Origin of the sequence: Paracoccus methylovorus, assembly GCF_016919705.1 — a bacterium.
Taxonomy (GTDB): Bacteria; Pseudomonadota; Alphaproteobacteria; order Rhodobacterales; family Rhodobacteraceae; genus Paracoccus; species Paracoccus methylovorus.
This window is the reverse complement of the sequence record NZ_CP070372.1, coordinates 165739-182145: the sequence shown is the minus strand read 5'-3', so window position 1 is coordinate 182145 and position 16407 is coordinate 165739. Positions and strand designations below refer to the sequence as shown.

At 61.7% G+C, this 16407-nt stretch carries 14 protein-coding genes and 3 pseudogenes; 5 read left to right on the top strand and 12 right to left on the bottom strand.

The window, feature by feature from the left end; all coding sequences use genetic code 11:
* The first annotated feature begins 157 nt into the window (after positions 1 to 157).
* A complete protein-coding gene (gene chrA, locus JWJ88_RS21385; protein ID WP_240200386.1) occupies positions 158 to 1168 on the top strand; it encodes a chromate efflux transporter in 1011 nt (336 codons plus the stop codon).
* On the opposite strand, the pseudogene JWJ88_RS21945 reads toward chrA, so the two are convergent.
* From JWJ88_RS21945 to JWJ88_RS21370, 3 genes and pseudogenes are all read right to left on the bottom strand, one after another.
* Positions 1075 to 1464: pseudogene (locus tag JWJ88_RS21945) on the bottom strand (MFS transporter); the annotation flags it as partial. The gene chrA and the pseudogene JWJ88_RS21945 sit on opposite strands and share 94 nt — an antisense overlap.
* Positions 1465 to 1570: 106 nt before the next feature.
* On the bottom strand, positions 1571 to 2539 hold the full coding sequence (locus JWJ88_RS21375; protein ID WP_205296982.1) for a quinone oxidoreductase family protein: 969 nt from the start codon (positions 2537 to 2539) through the stop codon (positions 1571 to 1573).
* Positions 2536 to 4056 carry an FAD-dependent oxidoreductase gene (locus tag JWJ88_RS21370; RefSeq protein ID WP_205296981.1) on the bottom strand — a complete coding sequence of 507 codons (1521 nt, stop codon included), beginning with the start codon at positions 4054 to 4056 and terminating at the stop codon, positions 2536 to 2538. The genes JWJ88_RS21375 and JWJ88_RS21370 overlap by 4 nt, the downstream gene beginning before the upstream one ends.
* A gap of 44 nt (positions 4057 to 4100) precedes the next feature.
* Between JWJ88_RS21370 and JWJ88_RS21365 the strand changes: the two genes are divergently transcribed.
* Together JWJ88_RS21365 and JWJ88_RS21360 are read left to right on the top strand one after the other, a co-directional pair.
* A complete protein-coding gene (locus tag JWJ88_RS21365) occupies positions 4101 to 4592 on the top strand; it encodes a MarR family winged helix-turn-helix transcriptional regulator (protein WP_205296980.1) in 492 nt (163 codons plus the stop codon).
* 208 nt (positions 4593 to 4800) lie between these two features.
* Positions 4801 to 5622, top strand: a pseudogene (locus JWJ88_RS21360) (IS3 family transposase); the annotation flags it as partial.
* A 325-nt stretch (positions 5623 to 5947) separates the two neighbouring features.
* Here the strand turns inward: JWJ88_RS21360 and JWJ88_RS21355 are convergent.
* Positions 5948 to 6268: pseudogene (locus tag JWJ88_RS21355) on the bottom strand (transposase); the annotation flags it as partial.
* A 378-nt stretch (positions 6269 to 6646) separates the two neighbouring features.
* Between JWJ88_RS21355 and JWJ88_RS21350 the strand changes: the two are divergent.
* Together JWJ88_RS21350 and JWJ88_RS21345 are read left to right on the top strand one after the other, a co-directional pair.
* Positions 6647 to 8416: an alpha/beta fold hydrolase gene (locus JWJ88_RS21350; protein WP_205296979.1), complete on the top strand. Its 1770-nt coding sequence runs from the start codon at positions 6647 to 6649 to the stop codon at positions 8414 to 8416.
* Positions 8417 to 8568: 152 nt separating this feature from the next.
* A complete protein-coding gene (locus JWJ88_RS21345; RefSeq protein WP_240200385.1) occupies positions 8569 to 8829 on the top strand; it encodes a hypothetical protein in 261 nt (86 codons plus the stop codon).
* Between the two features lie 94 nt (positions 8830 to 8923).
* Here the strand turns inward: JWJ88_RS21345 and JWJ88_RS21340 are convergent, their stop codons facing one another.
* The 8 genes from JWJ88_RS21340 to JWJ88_RS21305 all read right to left on the bottom strand — a co-directional run bounded on the left by JWJ88_RS21340 (position 8924) and on the right by JWJ88_RS21305 (position 15950).
* Positions 8924 to 9256: a hypothetical protein gene (locus tag JWJ88_RS21340; protein ID WP_205296977.1), complete on the bottom strand. Its 333-nt coding sequence runs from the start codon at positions 9254 to 9256 to the stop codon at positions 8924 to 8926.
* A 350-nt stretch (positions 9257 to 9606) separates the two neighbouring features.
* Positions 9607 to 10005 (bottom strand): PIN domain-containing protein, encoded by a 399-nt coding sequence (locus tag JWJ88_RS21335; protein ID WP_205296976.1) that lies wholly within the window; start codon positions 10003 to 10005, stop codon positions 9607 to 9609.
* On the bottom strand, positions 9995 to 10222 hold the full coding sequence (locus tag JWJ88_RS21330) for an AbrB/MazE/SpoVT family DNA-binding domain-containing protein (protein ID WP_205296975.1): 228 nt from the start codon (positions 10220 to 10222) through the stop codon (positions 9995 to 9997). Before JWJ88_RS21330 ends, JWJ88_RS21335 begins: the two co-directional genes overlap by 11 nt.
* Before the next feature lie 267 nt (positions 10223 to 10489).
* Positions 10490 to 11074: a protein-tyrosine phosphatase family protein gene (locus JWJ88_RS21325; RefSeq protein WP_205296974.1), complete on the bottom strand. Its 585-nt coding sequence runs from the start codon at positions 11072 to 11074 to the stop codon at positions 10490 to 10492.
* An 18-nt stretch (positions 11075 to 11092) separates the two neighbouring features.
* Positions 11093 to 12124, bottom strand: a complete 1032-nt coding sequence (locus tag JWJ88_RS21320) for an MBL fold metallo-hydrolase (RefSeq protein ID WP_240200384.1) — start codon at positions 12122 to 12124, stop codon at positions 11093 to 11095.
* A complete protein-coding gene (locus tag JWJ88_RS21315; RefSeq protein ID WP_205296973.1) occupies positions 12112 to 13839 on the bottom strand; it encodes an ABC transporter permease in 1728 nt (575 codons plus the stop codon). The genes JWJ88_RS21320 and JWJ88_RS21315 overlap by 13 nt, the downstream gene beginning before the upstream one ends.
* 6 nt (positions 13840 to 13845) lie before the next feature.
* Positions 13846 to 14814 carry an ABC transporter substrate-binding protein gene (locus JWJ88_RS21310; protein ID WP_205296972.1) on the bottom strand — a complete coding sequence of 323 codons (969 nt, stop codon included), beginning with the start codon at positions 14812 to 14814 and terminating at the stop codon, positions 13846 to 13848.
* Positions 14805 to 15950 (bottom strand): ABC transporter ATP-binding protein, encoded by a 1146-nt coding sequence (locus JWJ88_RS21305; protein ID WP_205296971.1) that lies wholly within the window; start codon positions 15948 to 15950, stop codon positions 14805 to 14807. The genes JWJ88_RS21310 and JWJ88_RS21305 overlap by 10 nt, the downstream gene beginning before the upstream one ends.
* Between the last annotated feature and the right edge of the window lie 457 nt (positions 15951 to 16407).

Below are 16407 nucleotides of genomic sequence, written 5' to 3'. Positions count from 1 at the left end.
GTCATTGCGGTTTGATGCGCAGGGTTGGCGTCGGCGACCCATTCCGGTCGGAAATCCCATCGGCTATCCTCCGGCTACGACGGGTATTCTCCTGCCTGTCATCAATCCGATATCTCACGCACGCAACGGTGTGCACAGTCTACGACAGGCAGGCAAGATGGCTGATCCCCCTACCCGGTCCATCGGCTCCGTCGGCGAGGTCTTCGCCGCGTTCCTGAAACTGGGCGTGACATCCTTCGGTGGTCCGATCGCGCATCTGGGTTATTTCCGGGATGAATTCGTCCTGCGCCGAAGATGGCTGTCCGAAGTCGCCTATGCCGATCTGGTCGCGCTTTGCCAGTTTCTTCCCGGTCCGACATCCAGCCAGGTCGGGTTCGCGCTCGGTCTCATGCGGGCGGGTTGGGGTGGCGCATTGGCCGCCTTCATGGCATTCACGCTGCCCTCGGCCGTTTTCCTGATCATCCTCGCCCTGACCGCGACAAGCATCGAGGGGCCGCTGGCACAGGGGCTGCTGCATGGGCTCAAGATCGTGGCGGTGGCCATCGTTGCGCAGGCCGTGCTGGGGATGTCGCGCAGCCTTTGCCCGGACCGTGAGCGAGCCAGCATCGCCGTCGCGGCCGTGCTGCTGTTGGCCGTTGCACCCGGGTCGGTCGGAATGATGCTGGCCATCCTTTTTGGAACCGGTGCCGGCGCAGTTTTGCGGCGCGGACAGGTCGTCGACGAAACTCGGTCCTCCGTGCCGGTGCCAAAGGCTCTGGGAGCCGCCGCACTGGTGGCCTTTGCCACGCTGCTTGCAGCCCTGCCGGTCTTTGCCAGCCTGAACCAGGGGCTGGCCTTGGCCGACAGCTTTTACCGAGCAGGGGCGCTGGTGTTCGGTGGCGGCCACGTCGTCCTGCCGCTTCTTGAGGCAGAGACCGTTCAATCCGGCTGGGTCAGTGCGGGTACTTTCCTGACCGGCTATGGCGCAACACAAGCTGTGCCGGGCCCACTTTTCACCTTTGCTGCCTGGCTGGGAGCCAGCATGACACTGCCCCCGAATGGGGTCTTCGGCGCGGTCAATGACGTATCGGATAGAAGGCCCGAAAGCCCCGCGCCGACGATCCCTCCAAGACCAACCCCGCCGGTCAGGATGCCGATGGCCTGCCGCCGATTCCTCGGGTCCGAATGATCCGCTATGTATGCCATGGCGGCCGACAGGTTTCCTGCGGTCATTCCAAAAAGCGCGCGGGCGAGCACGATGAAAAAAACGTTAGGTGCGCTTGCAAGCAACAGAAGGCTAACGGCCCCGACGATCTGGCTCGCCAGAAGAATCCGCTTCCGGCCGAAATGATCGGAAAGCTGACCAAGGACGGGGGCGGCCGAAAACTGGCTGAAGGCTTCAGTCGCGATGACGATGCCGAGGACCAGCGGCGAGCCTCCCATTTCTCGAATATAGAAGGGCAGCACGGGCAAGACAGCCGCCATGCCCGCGGCATATATGCTGACGACCAGGAAGACCGGCAGTATCAACCGCCAGTCAAGCATCTTCGTCCCGCTGGTCATATCCTCCGGCAAGGAAGCGGCCGTCATCTCACACCCCTCCGGTATTCATGACAAAGACGGTGCGGCAGGTGCTGTCATCCAGCGGCCATGCCTGATCGAAATCGCAGAACGGCACCGGCTTGAAGGCAATCTTGAGATCGTTGGAGGAGGTCGCACGAAGAACCTCGTTGGTGATTTCGATCAGGCGAGGAACCGGAACACTACCGTTGCCGCTGCCCATTAGTTCGATCGCTGAAGCGCGCAGCACCGCACTTGGCAGGGTAATGTCCTGAGTGGCCACCGATCCCACCTGAACGAAGCGCATGGGCACTGCATCACGGCCTGCCTTGACGGCAGCGATCAGCAGGCATTCGGCGCTTTGGCCCCAGAGATAGTCGATCACGATATCGACGCCGCGGGCAAACTCCTGCATGAATCGGCGCTCAAGCTGCTCTCTATCCTCGCCGAGTTGGATTGTCACATCAGCGCCAAGCGCCTCTGCTTCGCCAAGAGCCTTGACGTTGCGGCCGGTGGCGATAATGCGGCCCGCGCCAAGCAGCCTGGCGATCTGGACCGCAAGCCTCCCCGAAGTGCCGGTGGCACCATTGATCAGCACCGTCTCGCCCGGTTTCAGCCGAGAGCGCTCGCTCAGCGCAGCCCAGGAGGACATGCCGGGATTGGCGATCGCAGCGGCGGTGAAGTCGTCAAGCCCCTCAGGCACGGGGACGCAAAGCCTTGCGTCCGCCACGATAAGGTCGGCCATACTTCCATAAGGCGGTCGCGGCAGGGCGAAATAGACTCGGCTGCCGTCTTCCAGCCGCCCCACGCCGTCGATACCGACCACGAAGGGAAACTGCTCACCGGCGTTGTAATGTGCGCCCGAGGCTCGGGCTTTGACGACATGGCTGATGGCAGCGGCGTTCACCTGAATCAGCTTTTCGCCTATGGATGCCACGGGAGCGGCGAGCTTTCCGAGAACGGGTGCCCGCCCGGCAGCAGAAACGATGGCGGCCCTCATTTTGATTCCTCTTCGAGTTGGCCCACACCCATGTGGCCGAGATACCTTGCGAGCTTTCTGGTCCGGTCTGCGCCAAGGATCAGGAACGCACCGACATAGCCGTCCGGCCTGATCAGCACGCACTCGCCGGGGGCCAGTTCATAGGCATCGTGGACGTGCCCCCAAGCGTCGATGACATCGCCTTGCGGGTCGATGTGGTGGACATGCAGCCCCGGCCGAGGCGCTACCGTCTCGCCGCCCGCCCCATGGACAAGCAGTGTCCAATGCGGCCCTTGGAGCAGTTGGAACAGTCGCGAGGGTTGGCCAGCCGCGCCTCGAATTGGCGCATCCGGTGCGCGGTCTCCGGCACGCAGGGTTCCGCTGCGCTCAGTCAGTTGTCGGGAGAGCGGTGAGTCCGGATAGCCGATATTGAGCTGGCGCACCTCGCGGCCGCGGCGCATTCCACCCTGCTTCTGCGCATCGAGCAGCCGGGTTGAAAGGCCGAGCATTGATTCCGCGACCGGCCGCCGCTCCTCTCCATAGGTGTCGAGCAGGTCATAGTCAGCGCCGCCGAGCACGGCCGCGAGTTTCCAGGCTAGGTTATAGGCGTCCTGCACGCTGGTATTGAGGCCCTGGCCACCCGTTGGCGGATGGATGTGGGCGGCATCGCCGACGAGGAACACCCGATCAACCCTGTAGCGATCGGCAAGCCGGGCGTGCATCGCGTAGGCCGACGCCCATGCGACCGAGTTCACCTGAATATTGCTGCCCCCTGTGCGCTCGCCGATTATCCGTCCAAGCCCTTCGGCCGAGAGGTCGATTTTACCGTCCAGTGGAATGGGTGCCTGAATCTGGAAGAGATCAGTTCCCGCGAGCGGGCAAATCGCGACCATACGCTCCATGTCGCCGTCGTTGAACTGGTGCCACGCATCGCGGTCCAAGCCGGTCAACGTGGCATCCGCCACGATTGCGCGCACGCCCAACGTCTTTCCGGGGAAATTCACGCCAAGCGCGTGTCGCACGAAGCTGCGCCCGCCGTCTGCCCCAACGAGATAGCGGACACGCACGGTTTCTTCGCCGTTTGGTCCTGCAAGGCGTGCTGTGACGCCGTTCTCACTTTGCTCGAATCCGACCAACTCGCATCCGAACTCGACCCCATGACCTAGCTCAACCAGTCGTCCTCGCATGATCCGTTCGGTGAGAAATTGAGGGATCATCAACGCGATATGGTAGGGTTCTCCCGGCGTCGGATCGGGCCGCTCGCCGGTGTCTTTCTCTACATAGCTGCCGTCATCGCGATATTCGCGCATCGGTGGATAGGTGCCGCCGGCGGCAACGATCTTGTTGAGAATACCCAGGTCTTCAAGAATCTCCTGCGTCCGTGGCTGGATGCCCTTCCCGCGCGAGCCACGGAAAGGTTCCCGTCGCTTCTCGATCAGCCGAAAAGACACCCCGCGCCGCGCAAGCTCGATCGCCAGCGTCAGGCCGGCCGCGCCCGCGCCGCAGATGAGCACATCTGCTGCAAAATCGGTTGCCATGTCTGTCTCCTTGTGTGTAATATGCACATAATTGGAGACTTGGAATGCCGTCAAGAAAAAATGTGAAAAATGCACATATCGAGAGTCACCAGATTCGCGAACTCCACGCAGCGCTGATCGATATCGTCAGTCTTATGAACCGGCCGCAGCGGGACGAAGACCTTGTGCGCGAAGCCGGAATTTCGCTCGATCGTGCCTTGTTTCCCCTACTTGTCGGGATCGAGCGGCGCGGTCCGGTCGGCATAGTGGAACTCGCTGACGGGATCGGCCGCGATTATACCACCGTCAGCCGTCAAGTGGCCAAGCTGGAAAGTCTTGGCCTGGCGGAGCGCAGGCAGAGCGCAGCCGACCGCCGCGTGAATGAGGCTGTGGTCACGCCGAAGGATAAGGCGGTGACCGACAAGATTGACACCGCACGCGAGAGTAACGTTCGCGCCATCTTTGAGACCTGGGAGGCGCATGACGTTAGCGAACTTGTGCGCCTCATGCGCAAGCTCGCCGGAGCCATGAAAGAAGAACGGGGGTCCGCTGATTAGCTCTGCAACGCATGATCCGTGGTGTCAGCCCGAAATAGCTTGCAAGACGAATCGTGCCGGCTGATTGTCGTGCACACAGAGCGTTTGCGAGGCTTGATGCTGAGGCGCGCCGCCCGCTTCACCGTGCTACCCTCTTGTGATTGACTACAAGTCCGTGGCGGCAAAGCTAGTGGGTCACGCGCCGATAGCTCGACGAGGCGGAAGACAGCATGATCGCCTCCTTCGCTGGTGGCCTCCGCAGCGACTGTCGGATCGTGCCCGGCGCGATGCGGCTCTGCGGCCCAAGAGCGAACGCGTCTTCGAGGAGAACTGGCGCGTCTACGGCGTGCGGAAGGTCTGGAGTCAGTTGGCTCGGGGAGGCTTCTCGGTCGCCCGTTGCACGGTGGCTCGGCGGATGAGGAGCATGGATATTCCAGGCATTATACGGGGAAAGATGCACAAGACAACGGTGCCAGACAGAAAGGCACCATGCCCGTTGGACAAGGTGAATCGGCAGTTCCGGGTACCCGCGCCGAATATGCTCTGGGTCAGCGATTTCACCTATGTCGCCACCTGGAGAGGGTTCGTTTATGTCGCCTTCGTCATCAACGCTCACGCATGCCGGATCGTTGGCTGGCGGGTCAGCGCCTCGGACCATGCAGGCTTCGTGCTCGATGCCCTCGAACAGGCTGTCCACGATCGCCGCCCGGTCAAAGGCGCGGGGCTCGTCCACCATTCCGACCGCGGGTCGCAATACTTGTCGATCAAATACACCGAGAGGCTGGGTGAAGCGGGCATCGAGCCCGCAGTCGGCAGTGTAGGCGACAGCTACGACAACGCGTTGGCCGAGACGATCAACGGTCTCTTCAAGGCCGAGGTCATCCATCGACGCGGGCCATGGCGCAACTTCGAGGCCGTCGAATTTGCCACCTTCGAATGGGTCGACTGGCTCAACAACCGCCGCCTTCTCGAGCCGATCGGGAACATCCCGCCAGCGGAAGCAGAGGCAAACTTCTACGCGGCTCTGAAAACTGAAGACATGGCCGCGTAACTAACCCAAATCAGCCTCCGGCAAACCCGGGGCGTGTGTGGATGTATGTGGACCCCGCCTGATTGCAACGGTCTGGTTGGCTCTGGTTCAGAACTCGCCATTGCGGACGTATATCCGGCTTCTGTGAGCGGCCCGATCCTTCGTCGCCGCGAGCCCCGATGGATTTCCGCGCGCTTCCTCCTCAATGCCCCCATAACATCAGCCTCTGCCGTGCCGGTCCACACATCAGGTTCTGGAAGCGATGGGAGCGACCCTTTCACCATCTTCAGCCCAAGTTGCTGAAATGTTCCGTTGGCCTCCGTCCCGTGCCTATCGCGCTGCCGGTTCAGCCAGCCGCGACGGCTTGCGGCGGCCGATAGTTTCCGCCACCTGCCAGAAGCGACCATACGACCCGGGCGTTCTTGTTCGCGAGAGCGACGGCCACGATGTTCGGATGCCGCCGTTCCCGCATACGACCAATCCACTGGCTTCTGGGAACGGTCTTTCCATGGGCTTTGCTGAGAACGGTACGCGCGCCGTGGATCATCAGAGTGCGCAGGTATCGATCGCCCCGTTTGCTGATACAGAACAGGCGAGGCCTCCCGCCACTTGATCGCTGTTTCGGGACCAATCCAAGTCAAGCGGCAAACTGACGCCCGTTCCTGAAGCAGCAATCTGCCCAAGGGCCCGACTGGATGTCTTGGTGAAAGAGACGTCGATATGCATTGTGGACGAAACGGGCGCGATCTGCGGGAGATGGTGCGGATCACGTGGGTGGTAGCGGACCTGGCCTCGGTGCCCAGGCTGATGCAGTATGTGATCTTCAATATCATCGCCTGCAATACGGATGGCCCTGAAATGAGCAAGGAGATACCCAACGGGGCGGCAAGCGGTTGCCGGACCCAGCGGTTCGTCACCACCACCAAAATCAGCGATTACGCAGAGCTTAGCCTCACACAGTGCCCTTCCGTTTCGGGACCGTCAAGGTTGAATGCAGTCCGGTAAAATGCGATGTCGCGACAGTCTGCCTGAAAAAGGCCCGCTCATGCACAGTTCCAAATCCAAAACGCCACTGGCCGATCAGCACTTCTTTCTGTCCCCTCAACTGAGCGAAGGCCAGAGTTCGGATGACGATATCGATCTGAACATCATCGCCAGCACCTATCGCTCGATCATCGACGAACATGCCTTCGATGAAATGGTTGCGAACTGGGAAACCAAGCTGACATCCTCCGGCGGAGATACTGAGCATCCCAAGGTCTCCAAGGGTCTGTTCGGCCAGTTGCTGACCTTCCGAAATACCTTGGAAAAACTGGACGTCCCGACGGAAAGCGACCCGCTGAAACTGGCGGTTTCCGAAGTGCCAGGCCCGGCGGCTGTGCTGTCTCCAAACGGCAATGTCGCGGTCATCAACATCGCAGGCGAACGTGCATTTGGTAAACGGCAGGGCGCGTTCATGGGCACCGCTGTCGTAGCGCCAAATTCCCTGGAAGACTATCGCGCGCTGTTACGCGCCGCCACCGGTCAGGGCAACGCGGCGCAGGCAATCCTGACGATCCTGCCGGTTACTGAGGATTATGGTGAATCCTTCCTGGCTGAGGGTTACCTCATCCGCGTGCCCGGTCAGAGCGGCGCCCATATCGCCATCCGTTCTCTGGAAATTGCCTGGGGGCCGCGGATCGCCGAGCGGTTGCAACAGGCCTTCGGCCTGACGCAGGCCGAATCCGAGGTCGCGCATCTGTTTTTTCGTATGCGCAACCTCGAATCAATCGCTGCAGAGCGAGGCGTGTCGCTGCTGACCGTGCGCACCCAGATCAAATCGATCATGGCCAAGATGGGCGCCCCCTCGAATATCGACCTGATGCGCCTGCTGGCCATGATTGCCAGTCGTGAACACGTCGGTCTTCGGGGCGAGGCCCCTGTCTGGCACGATCCCCTAGGCCGCGAAAGGCTGATCGAGATGTCCGATGGCCGCAAGATCGCCTGGACGTGGATGGGCGCGAAGCGGGGCGTACCGGTGGTCATGCTGCGCGGATTGCCGATGACCTATCTGCTGCCCGGCGATGGAGAAGCCCGGCTGCGCGACGCGGGCATCTGCCTATATGTTCCGTCACGGCCGGGTCATGGGAACAGCACGATGGACCCTTCACTTGATGTGATGAGCGACAATCTTGTCGTATTGCGGGCCTTTCTGGATCAGATCGTCGACCGCCCCTGCCTCGGTGTCGGATTGGCCAGCGGCACCTTGCCCCTTGTGGTCGAGGCCGTCGCGGATCCTTCGCGCTTCCATGGGATCCTGGCGGTCGGTTTCTCGTCCGGGATCGATCCTTCGGGAGTTCGGCGTCTGCCGCAGATTCAGCGCACCCTGCTGCAACTCGCAGACAGCGCGCCATGGGTGGCCGAACTGATGGCCAAATCCGGGCACAGGATGATGCGCCAGCACGGCCTGGACTGGTATCTCGAGCGTGCTTTCCGCAATACGCCGCTGAACCAGCAAACGGTGCGCAACCCCGATTGGACAGCATTGATCCGAAACGCCTGTGAGCATTTGCTGAAACAAGGTCACGCGACCTTCGTGCGGGAATTGCAGCTTTCGTGCCACCGTATGGACGCCGCGCTGCGGGAGCTTGCCATCCCCATGCGATATCTGGCACCCCTTGAGGATGCCGGCATCGATCTCGCATCGTGCAGGCAACTGGAAAAGATCAACCCCCTGATCACCGTTGAGCCGGTCACTGATGCGGCCGAGTTGGTTTTTTACCAGCGCAATGACCTCATCCTTGATCGTATTATTGCCTCGGCACACCGAAACTGAGGTGCATACACCAATCGGCGTATGACAACGCTGATCACCATCCCCTAGAGCGGCCACGCAGGATGCGCGGTTGGTGCGCAATAAATTGTTCAGCTTGGATATTGAGCGCCAGACCGATCTTCGGACTGACGGTTTTGCAATGCGAGGGATTGATGAGCGACGCAACGATCATGCGGCCACGCCGCCAAGCGCCTGAATACGTGGCTACCCCGGACATGGCAGCCTTCACCATCGGGCAGATTGCCATCACCGCTTTAAGGGAAGATGGCGCGCTTTCTGTGGAAATATTGCGCAGGCACTTGGTCAGAGTCGCTTCCGGACACGATGATGCTGTTGCTGCACGGGTGAGCCCGGACATGGCCCTTGGCGCGCTTCGTTATATCGAAGCCTCCTTGCAGAATACGGTAGCCTGAAGAGCCGCCAGTATCGGTTGTCGGGCCATCTCCTCCATCCGAATTTTCGATACTTTCTTAACTTTTAACCATCGATCGGCAATGCGGGCCTGTGTCAGGCTTCCTGGCAAGCGCAATGTGAACCGCATTCCGCTTGAACTCGTCGCTGTGTATCGCTGCCATATTCGGTCTCCTTCTTGGCGCACATCGCTCTCAGAAGACCAGAGCGGAGCCGGGACAGGTCCAGAGAGATGGAAAGGCCCAGAACCAGTGCGAGGACAAGTAGCGAAATCCCGGAGACAAGCCATGACTCATCAAGAGTTCCTTCGAACTGTGCGGCCGTTGGTTCAGCTTCGTAGCAGACAGAGATATCGCCCCGCCCGGCAAGTTTCTTCAGCAGCTTGTTAACGCTGGCGGGGGTATTCTTGAATGTGCCCAGGTTCAGCACCTCACCCTAGCGGTCACCACCCCCGGGTCGCGACCGCAAGCCTGTCCTTGGACACATCAATTCTGACGTAGGTCGTTGCATGGGCTTACCGCATGTCTTTCTCTATCGCAAAAAGGACGGCACCCGCCGCCCAGCGATCAGGATGCAGACTGATCCGTCATGGCCGGGCAGGTGAAAAAGACATGCGGTCTTACGATCTGGAAACGCTGGTCCGGATATCACGTTGGAAGCCGGATTGAGGCAAAGATGAGGTGCCTCACTCGGCACCGCCGAGATCGAACGCGTGACATCAGGCCGTCGAGGAAAGGGGGGCTGCTCAAGATCTGACCTTTGCAACAATGCCGTCTGGATTACTGCCTGAAGGGATTGACGACCCGAAGCCTGCCTTCGATCAGCTGATCATGCTGAAGATCTTCCGTATAAAGCCGCTCGCAGTCGCTGGTCAGCGCGGCCGAGACGATCATCGCGTCATAGACCGAGAATCCGTATCGTTCACCAACAGCCAAGCCCACATCATGCATCCTCGCCGAGAGATCGACCACCTCGCACAACTCGCGCACACCAGCTAAGAAATCGCCTGCCTCCTGCCAGGACATCCTGGCCTTCCTGATGCAGTTGACGAGAGCCTCGTTCAGTACCTGGACGCTGATCACACCGCCGTTTGCCAACAAGCCGGCGGCCATGTCGGCTTTCGGGCTGTCGTCCAGCAGGTAGAGGACGATGTTCGTGTCAAAGAAATCAGCGCGCATTCGCGTCGTTGCGGCTCATTCTCTCCGCGGCAGGGAGCCGCCCGCGAAATCGGCGCAGATCGGCAAGTACATCCTCGGCCGAAGGCCTGCGATGCACGGCAAAGCCTTTCTCTGCTGGATACAATTCGATCTCGTCGCCAGCCTCAAGCCCGAGTTCGCGCACGAGTTCGGCGGGCAACCGGACCGCCAGCGAGTTGCCCCATTTCGCTATCTGCATGATTCGGACCTCCCGCACAGGATATACGTTCAGAATATGTATATCTTCAATCCATAGGATTCAAGCCTGCTGGCGATTGCGACCAGTAGTGCCAGATCCGCGCGGAGGGCGAAGCGCTCCACTAAATTGCTAGGTTGATCTCAGGAAGACCTCATAGGAACTCTTCTGGGTGGTGGCCGGGCTGGCCCCCCGCTTGGGTGATCCTGAGTTATATGGCGTCCTAGAAACGGGGATGAGGGCGGTAATGGTCCCTGTCGGAGGGAGAGGTTAACCGTGCAGCAGGGCGGGCAGGCCACCGCTCGCCAGCACCGCCCGCGCCAGATCCAACATCGGGGGCAGCGGATAGGTGTCTGAATTGCCGCGCGCCCTGCGGATATGGTTCACCGCACTGTTCAGTGTCGGGAACGTCCCGGGCGCGCGCATGTGCAGATAGATCGCCAGCACAATAACCGATCGCGACCGTCCGCCCCGGCAATTCACCAGCACATGCCCGGCACGATGGGCAGGATAGTTCGGTTTGCCGGGGCTGGCCTGCGTGACCAGTCCTTCCAGTGCCAGCACCGCGGCGGCAAGATGGGCGGGTGTATTGCCCGCCCCGTCGATCAGCCCCACCTTGGCACGGCGCATATGGGTGCCGTCGGGCAATTGCAGAGGCGCGACATCGATATTCAGCGACACATTCAGCGATGCCGTGATCCCCGCCGCCAGCAGCCCTGCGCCATCGCCCGCCCCAATCAGATTGCCCACGTAAAGGCGGCAGATCCGGCCTTCGGGCAGGGTCAGATTATGGACCGGGACAAGGATCGTGGTGTCATTCTCGGCCTGCTCGCGGGTGGTTTCCTTGATCAGCATGGATTTGGCTTTCTTCTGTCAGGGGCAGATCCGGTTCGGTCGCCATACCGCGGCCAGAGCCTGTGCAAGGTCAGGGGCTCCGTCCAGTGCGCCGAAGGCGGGGATTAGGTGTCTGGCACCAGTGACCTCGGCCAGCCAGAGCTGGTCGCGGGCACAGGGATGCACGTTCCAAGGGTGTCCGGAGGCGCGACGAGCGGTAATCAGCCCCGCCGCCGCACTGCCGGGGGCGACATGGCCGGTAAAGATGAAGCGCCAGCCTCGCGGATCGGCGATCAGGCGTGATACCAGATCGCCGGGTCGCTCGGTATCTGCGGCGATGATCACCTCGCCGTCCCCAGCCTCTGACGGGTTGGTGATGCAGCGCAGATCGGGCAATGCCCCTTGCATTTCGGACCGGATCTGCGGGCAGACCACCGGCGACAAGCCCAAGGCGGACAGCCGCAGTGCCATATCCGCGCCGCGCCCCAGGATCGGCACCGGCAGCACCGTGCCGGGAATGATGCTGTCCGCCAGTGCCTCCACCTGGTCGACCAGTCTCTGGTTCCGGTCGCCATAGGAAAGGTCGGTGATCACCAGATCCGCCAACGGCGGCGGATCGAAGGGCAGAAGTCCGGATTCCCGGCTCCAGTCGCCCATGTAAAGCGCGCCGCCCTCCTGCCACAGATGCAGCCAGATGCCGCCCATGGCATGCCCGCTGCGCCCGACAGAGACGGGCAGATCCAGCAATTGCGCCGGGCCCTGCAGCGGCAGATCGTGGCAGGCTTCATACGGCAGATGCAGGCCCAGCAGCGGCAAGGCGTCGAAGGTGGCCCGGGTGGCAAAAACCGGCGGGCGACCCAGTTGCGGCCAGAGGTCGATGGCCCCCACATGGTCGATATGCGCATGGGACAGGAAGATCGCATCGACCCGGCCGATACCATCCAGATCCGGGCGCTGGCCCGGCGTGGGACCTTCGCCCAGATCCATCAGGATCCGCCGTCCGGCAATCTCCAGCAGGAAGGCCGCCGGGGATTTGCCGCCAAGGCCGCTGAATGCGGTCAGAATTGCCATGGCAACACGCCTTTCGGCAGGAAGCGCGACAGCGCCGTCGACAGCAGCATAAGGGTCAGCACGCCCAGGATCATCAGGCAGCCAACGGCGGCGGCAAGGGTCGATGCCCCGCCTTCCTCAAGGAAGATGATCATCGGCCCAATGGTGCGGGTGCCGGAGGAGATCAGCAAGATCGAGGTCTGGATCTCGTTGATCGCGGTCATGAAGACGATCACGGCGGCGGCAATGGCGGTGGGGGCGATCAGCGGCCAGATCACGTCGCGCATCCGGCGCAGGAAACCCGCACCCGCGACCTGCGCCGCCTCTTCCAGTGCACGGTCGATCTGGGCATAGCCAGACAGCACCGGACGCAGCGCCAGCGCGAAAAAACCCGCGACATAGGCCGCCAGAATAATCCAGGGAGTGCCATAAATCGATATTCCGACCCCCGGCAAAGGCCGGAGGAACAGCAGGATCATTGCGACGCCAAGCGTAATGCCAGGCAGGGTATAGGCGGCCTCAGACCCGAAATGGAGAAGGCGCACCAAAGGCCCGCGCCGCCATGCCAGAAAATACCCCAGAAAAACAGAGCTCAGCATCAGAAAGCCCATGGTGAACAACGTCAACCACAGCGAGGTGACAAAGGCATTGCGCAGCGACACTTGCTGGAACAAGGCCGAAATATAGTTCTTCAGGGTGATCGTCTCCGCCGTCAGCGGCAGACCGTAAGCGGGGACCAAAGAAGTCTGGAGCAGCGCTGACAAAGGCAGCAGCAGCGAGACGATCTGATAACCCCAAAGCAGCACCGCGATCACAATCCCGGCCCGGCCCAAGGGAAGCATCAGGGGGCGGCTGACCAGATCGACGCGGGTATCGTTGCGGTCACCCGCACGGCCGGCCAGCAACACGCCCGCCACGGTCAGGGCGGCCAGTACCAAAGACAACGCCGCCATGTTTAGCAAGGCGCTTGGCCCCAGCCCATTGATCTGTTGATAGATCTGGATGATCAGGGTCGGCACGCGGGCGGGAATGCCCAGCATGGCCTGAATGCCGAAGTTCCCGATGGCCGAGACGAAAGCGAGGCTGGCCGCCGCCACCATACCGCCACGTGCCAAAGGCAGGATCACCGTCAGCAGCACCCGGAGCGGACCGGCCCCCGCGGCCCGTGCCGCCTCGGCCAGATCCATCGGAATGCGACGCAGGCTGGCCTGCATCGCCAGATAGACCAGCGGTGCGTTGTAGATGCCGAGAAGCAGGATGATCCCGGTCTTGGAGTACAGGGGATGCCGCGTGCCCGCCTCCATCGACAGGCCAAGTAAGCCCAGCACCGGGCTGGAGGGTGAGAAGGCCTGAATCCAGGCCATGGCAGTCACCTGCGGCGGGATCATCAGGGGCAGAACGAAGGCAAAGACCAGCGCCGATTTGCCGCGGAGGTCGGTCTGCACCATGATCACTGCGAAAATCGTGCCTACCAGCAGGGAAACAAGGGTTGAAGTTAGCGAAATCTGGATGGTGTTCCAGATCGCAGCCCCGGTCTGCGGGCGTAAGAACAGCTTTGTCAGCCGCTCGATCGCCAGCCCGTCATCATCTAAAAGAGCCGCCTGCGCCAGCCGCAGCATTGGCGCGACGGAAACAGACAGGATCAGTAGCGCCAGCAAGGCCAGCACGATTCTTTCGGAGGAAATCCGGAAAAGGGGCGCGCGCGGCGCCCCTTTGCTGTGCGAGATGGAACTCATCCCCGATCAGCCGCCGAATATCTCGGTGAACTTGGCGCGGGCCTCGGTATCCTCGGCCACCGCGCGGTCGGCATCCAGCGGCATCAGCTTGATCTCGGACAGTGCAGGCATTCCCTCGGGCGAGGCGACCTTGGGGTCGACCGGCATATAACCCTGTTCGACGGCCAGCTTCTGGCCCTCTTCCGACAGTATGAAGCTGACGAAAGCATGTGCCGCTTCGACCTTATCGGTGCCGGCAAGGATAGCCACCGGTTCGGTGAAGAAGGTGGCGCCTTCGGTTGGGTAGACGAATTCTACCGGCGATCCTGCCCTTTTGGCGCGCAGCACATCTGCGTCGATGTTGACGCCATACTTCATCTGCCCCCCGGCCACCGCCTTCAGCACCGGGCCGTTTCCGCCCTCGGGGACCACCCCAAGCGTGTTCAGACGTTCATAATAACCCCAGCCCTGGGAGGCGTCCTGCAGCAACGAATGCATGTGGACCAGCGCCGCACCGGAATAAAGCGGGCTCGGGGCAACGATCTGGCCTGCATTGGCATCCTGGAACAGATCGGCCCAGCCCGTAACGGGTGCGGCGATCTGGGTGTTGTAGACGATGCCGGTGGACGAGATCTTGGTGCCGAAGAAGGTCTTGTCGGCATCATACATCAGCGGGTCGATACCTTCGAGCGGGGCCTCGGGCCAGGCAAGCAGCAGACCTTGCTGCTTCAGCGTGCCCAGGTTGATACTGTCGGCGACCAGCAGCACATCGGCCTTGATGCCACCGGCTTCCTGCTCGGCGGTCATGATGTTCATCAACTGCGAGGTGCCGTTGCGCATCCATTCCACAATGATATCGGGATGCTTCGCCATGAAGGCATCGACGGTCTGTTGCGCGATTTCCGGCGATTGCGACGTGTAGAGCGTCAGCGTGGTCTGCGCCGACACCGCGGTCGCGGACAGCATCAGGGCAAAGGTGGTGACAGTCAGGCGCATTGGAATTGCTCCGTAAGATGCGAGGAGGAGGAAAGAATCGGTGCCGCCCCGGGACCAGAGGTGCCGGAAAGCGGGATGGCCCAGAGGTCGCGAAATGCCAGATCCAGGCGCGCGCCCGGTTCGGGTGGTGTAGCTGTGTCGGGCAGCACCATCGGCAGCCGGAGCGACGGATCCGTCTCCGGGCGTAGCTCGTAGGACCAGCTTCCGCCGCGATAGGTGCGGGTGATGACACGGGCGGGGATGCCGGCCTCGCCCGGATGGGCAGGTTGGATATCGGCTGGATGGGTGGAGGCCGTGGCCAGCGGCCGACCGGTTTCCCCGGCATGGCAGCGCAAGCGGACCCGCGTTCCCAGAAGATCGGCCGTGGCAAGCCCGCGCCCGATGGGCCGCAGTCCCTCGACCGGCAGCACCAGTCCGCCCCCGATGAAACCGGCCACTGTGGCGTCGGCAGGTTCGCGATACAGTTGCCGGGGGCTGGCGCATTGCAGCAGGCGGCCCTTGTCCATCACCGCGATACGGTCGGCCAAGGCCATCGCCTCGGATTGGTCATGGGTGATATAGACCAATGTCGCCCCGCTTTCGCGGTGGAAGCGGTGGAATTCCTCTTCCATGGTAGCGCGCAAATGCACATCCAGATTGGCCAGTGGCTCATCCAACAACACCAGATCCGAACCGGCAGCCAGACAGCGTGCCAGCGCAACCCGCTGGCGTTGCCCGCCCGACAGATCCGCCGGGCGGCGAGCAGCAAATGGCGTCAGATCGACGGTATCCAGCGCGCGGGCCACCCGGGCCTCGCGTTCGGCCCGAGGCAGGCGCGCCACCTTCAGTGCATAGCCGACATTTTCCGCCACCGACATATGCGGCCACAGCGCGTAATTCTGGAACACAATGCCGATGCCGCGCCCTTCAGGCGGCACCATGACATTTCCACCCGCCACCTTCTGGTCGCCCAAGGTGACCGTGCCTTCATCGGGGCGGTCAAAGCCTGCAATCAGCCGCAGCAGCGTGGTCTTGCCGCAGCCCGAGGGGCCAAGCACGGCCACGAATTCGCCCGCCGCGATGTCAAGGTCGATACCCGACAGAACTCTGGTCTCACCATAGCTCTTGCCGATGTTCGACAGCCGCAAACCCGTCATGCCGCGCTGTCCCTTTCCTGTCATTCCGGCGCGACTAATGCAGCGGCGGCATGACACGAGCGTGGCTGTTTTGTAAAACCTTCATGAACCTTGCGGTTCAGATCCCAGCGGCACGTCGAACCGGCGCGGGGCCGGGACTTCTGAGCGAGGAGCTGCTATGCGGCATATACCCTCCGGCCCCGCCCGAGCTTGTCGGTCGTGTTCGGTTAAATAGCCCGGTCTGAGTAACGTGTATCTAGTCGATTTCGTGTGATAAACTTGCAGCTTTGTTGACTTTGTCCTGCTATGTTTCGTTTTCTTGTCGCAGGAACCCTGCAATTTCGGATCGCGGACGAAGCCCCATCCCCCCGCCCCGAACAAGATGATCTCCTGCGCCCGAAACTGACGGACATGATCTATCCACGCCATGAGTTGGTGAAGCTTGCGGACCTGATCTTCGTGAACTGAATAGCCCCAT